Here is a 9,955-nt window from a genome sequence, read left to right as displayed (position 1 = left end):
CACCCGGTCCCGCCCCCTCCCCGGCCCGTCGTCCGCCCGCAGCTTCATGACGGCGTCCCCGCGTTCGTCAGGGCGCCCCGTGGAATCCCGGTGCGCAGTTCCAGCGCCACCGCGATGTCGGAGGCGTCCGGGCGGTCGGCGCCGCGCAGATCGGCGACGGTCCACGCCACTCTGAGCACCCGGTCCAGGCCCCGCGCGGTGAGCAGGCCGCGTTCCATGTCCCGTTCGGCCTCCATGAGCGCGCCCGGAGCCGCGACCAGCCTGGTCCGCAGCTCATGGCCGGGCACCTCGCTGTTGGTGGACCACTCGGTGCCCGCGAGCCGCTCCGCGGACCGCGCCCTGGCCTGGCGGACCCGGGCCGCCACCGCGGCCGTCGACTCGCCCCGGCGGCCCTGCCCCATCAGGTCCTCACGCCTGACGGGGTCGACGAGCACCCGCAGATCCACCCGGTCGAGCAGTGGCCCGGAGAGCCTCGCCTGGTAGCGCCTGACCGCGGACGGCGGGCATTCGCAGCCGGCGCCGCTGAGGCTGTGCCGGCCGCACGGGCACGGATTGGCGGCCAGCATCATCAGAAACCTGGCGGGCAGCCTCACCACCCCGGCGCTCCGTGCCACCACCACATGCCCCGATTCCAGCGGCTGGCGCAGCGCGTCCAGCGCCCGCACGGAGAACTCGGGCGCCTCGTCCAGAAAAAGAATTCCCCGATGAGCCAGCGAGACCGCACCGGGCCTCGGCAAGCCGTTGCCCCCGCCGATCAGTGACTGCATCGTCGCCGAGTGGTGGGGTGCGCAGTAGGGCGGCCGGCCGATCAGCGGCTCCCCCGGCGGCAGGATGCCCGCCACCGAGTGCACCGCGGTCACCTCCAGGGATTCCTTCCTGGTCAGCTCCGGCAGGATGGCCGGCAGCCGCTCGGCCAGCATGGTCTTGCCCGCTCCCGGCGGCCCCGAGAGCAGGAGGTGGTGACCGCCCGCCGCGGCGACCTCCAGAGCCATGCGGGGCCGCTCCTGCCCCGCCACGTCCGCCAGATCCGGCAGATGTCCGTCGCCCTGCCCGGCGCGGGCGAGGCCGGTGCCGATGCCCGCGCCGGGCACCATCAGCCCGGCCAGCATGGTGTCGGGGCGCCCCTCGTCGTGTGCCTGCCGTTCGTCGGGCACCGGCTCGTCGCAGAGCACCGCGATCAGCTGCCGCAGGCTCCGAACCCCGAGGACGGAGACTCCGGGGACCAGCGCCGCCTCCCCCGCGGTCTGTTCCGGTACGACCACCTGCCGGTATCCGGCCTCCGCCGCGGCGAGCACGGCCGGCAGCACCCCGCGCACCGGCCGCACCCGGCCGTCGAGCCCCAGCTCACCGATCATCACCACATCGGCGACGGAAGCCGGATCGATCCGCTCGGCCGCCCCCAGCACCGCACAGGCGACGGCGAGATCGAACCCCGATCCGCCCTTGGGCACCGAGGCCGGCGACAGTCCCACCGTGAGCTTCTTCTGCGGCCACTCGGCCCCCGAGTTCACCACCGCGGCCCTGACCCGGTCGCGGCTCTCCACCAGGCTCTTGTCCGGCAGCCCCACCAGGGTGAACGCGGCCACCCCCGCCTCCAGGTCCGCCTGGACCTCCACCACCACACCCTCGACGCCGACCAGCGCCACCGAGCACGCCCGCGCGAACCCCATCAGGCCACCCCCCGCGCATGCTCGGCGACCGGCGCTCCGCGCCTGGGCAGCACCACGCCGACCAGGTCGATCCGGACGCCGCCGGGCGGCGGTCCGCCGTGCCGGTCGGTCCAGATGCCGGCCAGCCGCCGCAGCCGCTCCGCCTTGACCGGCGTGACGGCCGCCATCGGATGCTCGAACGCGCCCGCCCTGCGGGTCTTCACCTCGCAGACCACGAGCGCGTCGCCGTCCATCGCGACGATGTCGATCTCACCGGCGCGACAGCGCCAGTTCCGTTCCAGTACGGACATGCCGGCCTCGGCCAGCAGCCGCACCGCCAGATCCTCGCCGTACCGCCCGAGTGCCCCCCGTGCGTTCATTTCGGCACCACCTCCGGGACCGACTCTGACGCGTCCGGTCCCGATCGGTGGATCTTGGTGGAAAACCCCGGGATTGTGGATATCCCGGCCACCCGTAAGTGCGAATCAAGGGCGGACCGGAGGCGGACCCATCGAACCCGAGGCGGGCCGGAGGCTGACCGCATCGAAACCGGGGCGGATCGATTCAAGGGCGCATCGGCGCCCCCGGGGGTGGGCTCAGCCGCCCGGGAGTTCGAGATCGCTCTTGTTGAGCTCCTCGATGTTGACGTCCTTGAACGTCAGCACCCGGACCTGCTTGACGAACCGCGCGGGCCGGTACATGTCCCAGACCCAGGCGTCCGCCATCGATACTTCGAAAAACACCTCGCCCTGGACCGAGTGCACCTGCATCTCGTAGTCGTTGGTGAGGTAGAAGCGCCGTTCGGTCTCGATCACATATTTGAACAGACCGACGACATCTCGGTACTCCCGGTAGAGCTTCAGCTCCATCTCGGTCTCGTACTTTTCGAGGTCCTCGGCGCTCATTGGCATGTTCCCCTTCAGCCGTGCGTCCCCCCATTGTGCGCCAGGCCCCCGGCCCCCCGGGCCCTTAGGCGATTTCGGGGTCGAGAACCAATGGCGTACGCGGAGGACCCTCGTCGAGCAGCGTGCGCAGCAACTCGGCGAGCCTGGTCGGGTACACCGTCTCACGCGCCGCCGACAGTTCGGCGGAGGTCCACCACCTCAGACCCGCGACACTGCGTTGCTCCAGTCCGGTCTGCCCACTGGTATCGGTGGCGGTCTGCCTCGTACGGGCCAGGAAATACCACTCGTCCTGATCCCAGCGGCGCCCGTCGAACGGGAACGAGCACATCCGCTGCCAGAGCAGCGGCCCCAGCTCGACCTCGGTGATCCCGGTCTCCTCCGTCAGCTCGCGCAGCGCGGCCTCCTCCCGGGTCTCGTCGCCCTCCACGCCGCCACCCGGGGTGAACCACCAGGTGCTCGTCGGATCCGCCGGTTCGAAGCCGTGCATCAGCAGGATCCGGTCGTCGGGATCCAGGAGGACCACACGGGCGACCTTCCGCTTCTCAGTGCGCACCGGAGGGTGCCCTTCCGCCCTTGTCCCGTGACGCCCGCGAGGCCCGTGCGGCGATCGGGCCGTACGCCGCACCGCCCAGGATCAGCACCACGCCCACGAGCACCGCCGCGAGCTGCAACCGCAGCGGTCCGGGCGCCGACACCCCGCCGGGAAGGGCGGCGAAGGCCTCCGGACGCTCGATCATGCCGTTCATCGGCCAGGCGATGGCGTCCACCCTGGCCTGTACCGCGTCGCGGGGGACGGAGCCCTGGCCGGCGTCGTCCAGGTGTACCCGGGAGTCCAGCGACGCGCTGCGCTCGTCGCCCAGCAGGAAGAGCTGCCCCTTGGGCACCTCCGCCGTGAAGTTCTCCGCCGAAGCGAGGCCCTTGGTGTGCAGATACGGTTCGGCAATGGGCTTGCCGTTGACCGTGAGCCGGCCACCGTTCCCGCAGCAGGCGATCTTGTCGCCGCCGACCCCGACGACCCGCTTCACCATCGGCATGTCGCCCCACACCGGATCGGTGAAGACCACCACGTCGCCGCGGCGCACCTCGCTGCCGTCGATGCGCTGCGCGAGCACCCGGTCGCCGGCGTTCACCGTCGGTGTCATCGACCCGGTCGGCACCGTGTACGGCTTGTACACCACCGCCCCCCAGGCGAACCCGCCGAGGAAGAGCACACAGCCGACGGCCACGGCCAGCCCCGACAGCATGCTGCCGAGACGGCCGTGGCCGTCACCCGTACGTCCTTGTCCGCTCATCCCAGCGTCCCCCACTCCGGAGATCGACAATCGCTGATCCGAGTGGGCACCCTACCCGGCGGTACGCCCGCCGGTCAGCCTCCTGCGGCGCCACAGTACGAGAGGCAGCGCACCCGCGATACCGACGGCTCCCGGGGCCAGGGCCGCCGCCGCGCCGATCCCCGGCTGGTCGAAGGTGTCCGGGACCGGCAGCGTCGCCCAGCGGTTGATCGGCCACGCCACGACCACGGCGCGCCCCACGACGTCCTTGACGGGCACGAAGCCCTTGGTCGCCTCGTCCGTGTGGTACCGCGAGTCCAGGGAGTTCTGCCGGTGGTCGCCCATCACCCAGATCTTGCCCTCGGGCACCTTGAGGGGCCCGAAGGGCTTGTCGTCGCAGGCCGTGTTGCCGGGGAAGATGTACGGCTCGTCGAGCGCCTTCCCGTTGACCTTGACCGGGCCGCCCTTGGCGCACTCCACGGTGTCGCCGCCGACCGCGATCGTCCGCTTGATCAGGTCCTTCTCCTTGGACGACGGCATCAGACCGATGAAGCTCAGGAAGTCCTGCACCACGTTCGACTCGGGGGTCGGTTCCCCGGCGAGCCAGTTGTCCGGGTCGTGGAAGACGACGACCTCGCCGCGCTCGGGCTCCGAGCCGAACCACGGGGTCAGCTTGTCCACCAGCACCCGGTCACCCCGCTGGAGCGTGTTCTGCATCGAGTCCGAGGGGATCGAGAACGCCTGCACCAGGAACGTCTTGATCAGCAGCGCGAGAACCAGGGCGACGACGATCAGCAGGGGCAGCTCCTTCCAGAAGGGACGCTGCTTCCTCGCCGCCTTCTTGCCGTCCCCGTCCGGAGCCTGCTCGTCCTCGGACGCGTCCGGATCCGGCGCCCCTCCCGCCGGAGCGGCCACCGGAGCGGCCGCCGGACCGGCCGCCGGTTCGACGGCAGGATCGGCGGACCGGTCGGGCTCCTTCGCGGAGTCTCCCTGTCCAGGTCGTGCACCGGCAGCCACGTCACTCACATCCAGTCCTCACTATGCGCCCCCGCCTTCTCCAGGACCTCGTCCGTTCAAAGGCCCACTGCCCCGAACAACGAGCGGGAGTTCCTCAGGCCCATGAAGAACGGCGAGCGTCCCGCGACTGTCCGATCTTGCCGTTTCCTCGGTCACAACGCCATCGCTCGGCCACGACGTCGTCGTTCGGCCCCGCCGAACCGGTTCGGCCCGATGGATCATGACGGGACGTCAGTCACGTCCGCCGCTCGGAGGACAGCCGGACCCGCCTGCGCCAGAGCACGATCGGCACGGCCCCGGCGATACCGATCGCACCGGGCGCCATGGCCATCACGGCGTCGAGGCCCGGCTGGTCGAAGGTCTTCGGGATCGGCAGCGTCGCCCAGCGGTTGATCGGCCACGCCACGACGAAGGCCCGGCCGACGACCTCGTCGTTGGAGACCGTGCCGTTGCCCGGAAGTTCCTGGTGGTAGCGGGAGTCGCGGGAGTCCTGGCGGTGGTCGCCCATCACCCAGATCCGGCCCTCGGGCACCTTGATCGGGCCGAACGGCTCGTCGTTGCACGCGGTGTTGCCGGGGAAGATGAACGACTGCTCGTCCAGGGCCTTGCCGTTGACCACGACGGGGCCGTTCTCCTTGCACTCCACCGTGTCGCCGCCGATGGCGATGACCCGCTTGATCAGGTCCTTCTCCTCGGCGGACGGCATCAGTCCGATGAAGCTGAGGAACTTCTGGACCACATTCGGGTGGACCTCCTCGGTGTCGTCCAGCCAGCCGCCCGGGTCGTGGAAGACGACGACCTCGCCGCGCTCGGGCTCCGAGCCGAACCACGGGGTCAGCTTGTCCACCAGCACCCGGTCACCCCGCTGGAGCGTGTTCTGCATCGAGTCCGAGGGGATCGAGAACGCCTGCACCAGGAACGTCTTGATCAGCAGCGCGAGAACCAGGGCGATGACGATCAGCAGGGGCAGCTCCTTCCAGAAGGAGCGCTGCTTCTTCATGGCCTTGCCGCCGCCGTCCGGAGTGGCGCCGTCACTCCCCGCGCGGCCCGCCGTCCCGGCCGACTCGGCATGACCCCCACGGTCCGGCCGGTCCTCGGGCTCCTCGTGTCCGGATCGTGCGCCGACGGCCAAATCCCCCACATCCACTCCTCACTCCGTGCCACGCCTGCGACCAAGCCGGTGCAGGCCCACCACTCCCATAACGAGCGGGAGTTCCGCAGGGGTCGGGAGAGGGATCATTCCGTTGAGATCCCGGGACGACACACTATTCGACCGGACCGGCGCCCCGGCCGTCCCGGCGCGCGGGTCAGGCACCGAGCCGAACGTCGCCGGCTCCTCCAGTTTCCGCCAGTGACCGATGGGCCAGGCGATCACCACGGCCCGTCCGACGACCTCGTCCTCGGACACGGTGCCGTGTTCCGGCTCGTCCAGGTGATAGCGCGAGTCGGCCGAATCGGACCGGTGGTCACCCATCACGAAGATCCGGCCCTCCGGAACCTTTACCTCGAATTTGATGAGGGAGGGAGGATTCCCGGGATAGAGGTAGGGCTCGTCGAGCGGTACACCGTTGACGGTGACCCGGCCGTCCTTGCCGCAGCACTTCACCGTGTCGCCGCCGACCGCGATCACCCGTTTGATCAGATCCTGTTCGTCGTCGGAGGGCAGCAGCCCGATGAAGGTCAGCGTCTCCTTCACCTGCTTGACGACGACGGGCGGGTCCTTCTTGTCGACGTTCTCCTGCTTCAGCCAGCCGCCCGGGTCCTTGAAGACGACGACATCGCCGCGCTGCGGCCGGGATCCGAACCAGGGCGTCAGCTTGTCCACGAGCACCCGGTCACCGATCCGGATGGTCTGCTCCATCGACCCGGACGGGATCACGAAGGCCTGTACCAGGAACGTCTTGAGCACCAGCGCGAGTACCAGTGCCACGACGATCAGCAGCGGGATCTCCCCCACCGCGGCCCCGCGCCGCCGCCGCCTGACCTTGCGGGCCAGCTTCCGCCGCGCAGCCCTGGTGGGCAGCGACCCGGTGGCCGTCGGCTCCGTCCCGGGCTCCGCCCCGCGCCGCCCGAGCCCGCGGCTACCCATGGCCCCCGCCCGGCGGCCCCACGCCGGCGAAGGCGGCGCTGTCCGGCAGCGAGCCCAGCCTGCTCGGCGGCCAGCCGATCCAGTCCACCCTGCCGATCACCATGTCGACCGGGACCATGCCACCGCCCGGCTCGCCCAGGTGGTCACGCGAGTCGCGGGAGTTACTGCGGTGGTCGCCCATCATCCACAGCTTGCCGTCGGGCACGACGATGTCGAAGCGGACCTGGGAGGGCGCGTCCCCGGGATGCAGATAGTTCTCGACGACCGGCCGGCCGTTCACTTCGATCCGGCCCTCCTCGTCGCAGCAGACCACCCGGTCGCCGCCCACTCCCACCACCCGCTTCACGTAGTCGGTCTCGGCGGGCTCGGCCAGGCCAAGGGAGGCGGCCACCGAGTGCATCAGACCGGTGACGGGGTTCTTCCGCGGGGGCTCCTGGACGAACGATCCGGTGCCGTCGAAGACCACCACGTCGCCGCGCTGCGGCAGGGAGCCGGAGCCGTAGGCCAGCTTGTTCACCAGCACCCGGTCCCCCACCCGCAGCGTGGGCTCCATCGAGCCGCTGGGGATAAGGAAGGGCTGCACCACGTAGTTGCTCAGGAGCAGCACGAAGACCGCACAGGCGGCCCCGAGCGAGGCGGTCCGCCGCCAGGAGATCGCGGCGGTCGGCAGTTCCGGGATACGCGAGGAGCGCGACCCCTCCTCCGGTGCCTTTGCGGGTGCGGAGGAGCGGTCGCGCTCCGAGGGCTTTGCTTCCGTGTCCATCGGGGCCAGAGCCTATCCGGCCGACCTGTGGACCTGGGAGTCAGCTCAGTTGTCGCGCTTCTCCTTGATCTTCGCGGCCTTGCCGCGGAGCTCACGGAGGTAGTACAGCTTGGCGCGACGGACGTCACCGCGGGTGACGAGCTCGATCTTCTCGAAGATCGGGCTGTGCACCGGGAAGGTGCGCTCGACGCCGACGCTGAAGGAGACCTTGCGGACCGTGAAGGTCTCGCTGACGCCCGCACCCTGGCGGCGGATGACTACGCCCTTGAACTGCTGGATACGGGAGCGGTTGCCCTCGATCACTCGGACGTGGACGTTGACGGTGTCACCGGGGCGGAACGACGGGACGTCGGTGCGCAGCGATGCGGCGTTGACGCCATCGAGCAGGGAAGCCATGTTGTCTGCTTTCTTCGCCGATGCCACAGGTCATCGACGGGAGATAGTGAGAGATGTGGGTGCCGATCGCGTCGGGCGGACGTCATTCCCCCTGTGGCAGGGGCGTACGCCGGACGTACAGCAGCGGCCTATTCTTCCACGGCCGCGGGCCTGCGCCAAAATCGGCCGCCGGGCTCCGGTGACCAGCCGAGGATCGAGAGCATTTCGCGGTCCTTCTTGTCGAACCCCTCGGCCTCGCAGCGCTCGATCAGATCGGGCCGGTTCAGGGCGGTACGGCGGAACGCCTCGTCCCGCCGCCAGCGGGCGATCCGCCCGTGGTGACCGCTGAGCAGCACCTCCGGGATGCCCCGGCCGCGCCACTCGGGCGGCTTGGTGTAGACGGGCCCCTCCAGCAGGTTGGCCATCGCGCCGGGGGCGAAGGAGTCGTCCCGGTGCGATTCGGCGTTGCCGAGCACTCCGGGCAGCAGCCGGGCGACCGCCTCGGTGATCACCAGTACCGCGGCCTCACCGCCGGCCAGCACGTAGTCCCCGATGGACACCTCGACGACCGGCATCCGGGTGGCGTACTCCTCCATCACCCGCCGGTCGATGCCCTCGTAGCGGGCCGGGGTGAAGATCAGCCACGGCCGCTCGGAGAGCTCGACGGCCAGCTCCTGGGTGAACGGGCGGCCGCTGGGGGTGGGCACCACCAGCACCGGGGAGTGCGCCCCGGCCTCGTACCCGCCCGCCAGGGCGTCGTCCAGCGCCTCGCCCCACGGCTCGGTCTTCATGACCATGCCGGGGCCGCCGCCGTACGGGGTGTCGTCGACCGTGTTGTGCCGGTCGTACGTCCAGTCGCGCAGGTCGTGCACGTGGACGTCGAGGCGGCCGCGGGCGCGGGCCTTGCCGACGAGGGAGACGTTCAGCGGTTCCAGGTATTCCGGGAAGATCGTGACGACGTCGAGGCGCATCAGTCGTCCTTCCCGGCCGCGGGAGCCCCGTCGCCGCCCTCTTCGCCGCCTTCTTCCCCGTCCCGGGCGGAGGCGATCACGGCCTGGCTCTCGTCAATCAGGCCGGGCGGCGGGGCGATCACCGCGCGCTGCTCCGCCAGGTCGATCTCGGTGACGATCTCCTCGACGAACGGGATCATCACCTCGCTGCCGTCCGGCCGCTCGACGATGAAGAGGTCCTGGGACGGCAGATGCGTGATCTCGGTGATCCGGCCGATCCCGGTGCCGTCGGCGAGGACCACATCGAGGTCCATCAGCTGGTGGTCGTAGAACTCCTCGGGGTCCTCGGGGAGTTCCGCCGGGTCGACCTCGGCGATCAGCAGCGTGTTGCGCAGGGCCTCGGCAGCCGTGCGGTCGCGCACGCCCTCGAAGCGCAGCAGCAGCCGTCCGCTGTGCACCCGGCCGGTCTCGATCGTCAGCGGTCCGGCGCCGGCCGGTTCGGTGGCGAGCACGGCCCCGGGCCCGAGCCGCAGCTCCGGCTCGTCCGTACGGACCTCGACGGTGACCTCGCCCTTGATGCCATGGGCCCGGCCGATCCGCGCGACTACCAACTGCACCTTGTGTCTCTCCTGTCATACGACGACGGGCCGGGGCGGGCGCATGGCCCTCCCCGGCCCGTGCCGGTGTTCAACTCTGTCAGCGAACCTGATCCACATCGACGAGGTCGACGCGGATGCCACGGCCGCCGATGGCGCCCACGACGGTACGCAGTGCGCGAGCGGTGCGACCGTTGCGGCCGATCACCTTGCCGAGGTCGTCGGGGTGGACCCGGACCTCCAGCACGCGACCACGGCGCAGGTTGCGCGAGGCGACCTGCACATCGTCAGGGTTGTCGACGATGCCCTTCACGAGGTGCTCGAGAGCCTCCTCGAGCAT

General features: G+C 70.5%; 12 protein-coding genes and 1 pseudogene. All 13 read right to left on the bottom strand.

Translation table 11 applies throughout. The features are described from left to right. Positions 1-44: 44 nt before the first annotated feature. Positions 45-1,670: a YifB family Mg chelatase-like AAA ATPase gene (locus AADR41_RS07750; RefSeq protein WP_342280612.1), complete on the bottom strand. Its 1,626-nt coding sequence runs from the start codon at positions 1,668-1,670 to the stop codon at positions 45-47. Then, complete coding sequence (locus AADR41_RS07745) at positions 1,670-2,029, bottom strand: YraN family protein (RefSeq protein WP_342280611.1); 360 nt, start codon at positions 2,027-2,029, stop codon at positions 1,670-1,672. The genes AADR41_RS07750 and AADR41_RS07745 overlap by 1 nt, the downstream gene beginning before the upstream one ends. A gap of 216 nt (positions 2,030-2,245) precedes the next feature. Then, entirely contained in the window at positions 2,246-2,554 is a 309-nt protein-coding gene (locus AADR41_RS07740; protein ID WP_003965949.1) for a DUF2469 domain-containing protein, read from the bottom strand. A gap of 64 nt (positions 2,555-2,618) precedes the next feature. Next, complete coding sequence (locus tag AADR41_RS07735) at positions 2,619-3,107, bottom strand: NUDIX hydrolase (RefSeq protein ID WP_342280610.1); 489 nt, start codon at positions 3,105-3,107, stop codon at positions 2,619-2,621. Beyond that, complete coding sequence (gene lepB / locus AADR41_RS07730; RefSeq protein WP_342280609.1) at positions 3,097-3,846, bottom strand: signal peptidase I; 750 nt, start codon at positions 3,844-3,846, stop codon at positions 3,097-3,099. Before lepB (AADR41_RS07730) ends, AADR41_RS07735 begins: the two co-directional genes overlap by 11 nt. Before the next feature lie 51 nt (positions 3,847-3,897). Further along, positions 3,898-4,851, bottom strand: a complete 954-nt coding sequence (gene lepB / locus AADR41_RS07725) for a signal peptidase I (protein ID WP_342280608.1) — start codon at positions 4,849-4,851, stop codon at positions 3,898-3,900. A 226-nt stretch (positions 4,852-5,077) separates the two neighbouring features. Beyond that, positions 5,078-5,974, bottom strand: coding sequence for a signal peptidase I (gene lepB, locus AADR41_RS07720; RefSeq protein ID WP_342280615.1), 897 nt, complete (start codon positions 5,972-5,974; stop codon positions 5,078-5,080). Beyond that, positions 5,874-6,931, bottom strand: a pseudogene (gene lepB, locus AADR41_RS07715) (signal peptidase I). The gene lepB (AADR41_RS07720) and the pseudogene lepB (AADR41_RS07715) overlap by 101 nt, the downstream one beginning before the upstream one ends. Continuing rightward, positions 6,924-7,694 (bottom strand): signal peptidase I, encoded by a 771-nt coding sequence (lepB, locus tag AADR41_RS07710; RefSeq protein ID WP_342280607.1) that lies wholly within the window; start codon positions 7,692-7,694, stop codon positions 6,924-6,926. The pseudogene lepB (AADR41_RS07715) and the gene lepB (AADR41_RS07710) overlap by 8 nt, the downstream one beginning before the upstream one ends. Positions 7,695-7,739: 45 nt before the next feature. Then, positions 7,740-8,090 carry a 50S ribosomal protein L19 gene (gene rplS / locus AADR41_RS07705; protein ID WP_124716129.1) on the bottom strand — a complete coding sequence of 117 codons (351 nt, stop codon included), beginning with the start codon at positions 8,088-8,090 and terminating at the stop codon, positions 7,740-7,742. A gap of 128 nt (positions 8,091-8,218) precedes the next feature. Next, on the bottom strand, positions 8,219-9,040 hold the full coding sequence (gene trmD, locus AADR41_RS07700) for a tRNA (guanosine(37)-N1)-methyltransferase TrmD (RefSeq protein ID WP_342280606.1): 822 nt from the start codon (positions 9,038-9,040) through the stop codon (positions 8,219-8,221). Beyond that, positions 9,040-9,636 carry a ribosome maturation factor RimM gene (rimM, locus tag AADR41_RS07695; RefSeq protein ID WP_342280605.1) on the bottom strand — a complete coding sequence of 199 codons (597 nt, stop codon included), beginning with the start codon at positions 9,634-9,636 and terminating at the stop codon, positions 9,040-9,042. Before rimM ends, trmD begins: the two co-directional genes overlap by 1 nt. A 79-nt stretch (positions 9,637-9,715) precedes the next feature. Beyond that, the gene (locus tag AADR41_RS07690) at positions 9,716-9,955 is read right to left on the bottom strand and encodes an RNA-binding protein (protein WP_005311361.1); all 240 of its coding nucleotides are present in this window, start codon (positions 9,953-9,955) and stop codon (positions 9,716-9,718) included.

The sequence above is a fragment of the Streptomyces sp. CLV115 genome (genome assembly GCF_038448545.1).
Taxonomy (GTDB): domain Bacteria; phylum Actinomycetota; class Actinomycetes; order Streptomycetales; family Streptomycetaceae; genus Streptomyces; species Streptomyces sanglieri.
This window is presented reverse-complemented; position numbering and strand designations above follow the sequence as displayed.

What these genes read in the sequence shown, in the direction of transcription:
- AADR41_RS07750 (WP_342280612.1), bottom strand. Translation starts at nt 1,670, where the DNA reads ATGGGGTTCGCGCGGGCGTGCTCGGTGGCGCTGGTCGGCGTCGAGGGT.
- AADR41_RS07745 (WP_342280611.1), bottom strand. Translation starts at nt 2,029, where the DNA reads ATGAACGCACGGGGGGCACTCGGGCGGTACGGCGAGGATCTGGCGGTG.
- AADR41_RS07740 (WP_003965949.1), bottom strand. Translation starts at nt 2,554, where the DNA reads ATGAGCGCCGAGGACCTCGAAAAGTACGAGACCGAGATGGAGCTGAAG.
- lepB (WP_342280609.1), bottom strand. Translation starts at nt 3,846, where the DNA reads ATGAGCGGACAAGGACGTACGGGTGACGGCCACGGCCGTCTCGGCAGC.
- lepB (WP_342280607.1), bottom strand. Translation starts at nt 7,694, where the DNA reads ATGGACACGGAAGCAAAGCCCTCGGAGCGCGACCGCTCCTCCGCACCC.
- rplS (WP_124716129.1), bottom strand. Translation starts at nt 8,090, where the DNA reads ATGGCTTCCCTGCTCGATGGCGTCAACGCCGCATCGCTGCGCACCGAC.
- trmD (WP_342280606.1), bottom strand. Translation starts at nt 9,040, where the DNA reads ATGCGCCTCGACGTCGTCACGATCTTCCCGGAATACCTGGAACCGCTG.
- AADR41_RS07690 (WP_005311361.1), bottom strand. Translation starts at nt 9,955, where the DNA reads ATGCTCGAGGAGGCTCTCGAGCACCTCGTGAAGGGCATCGTCGACAAC.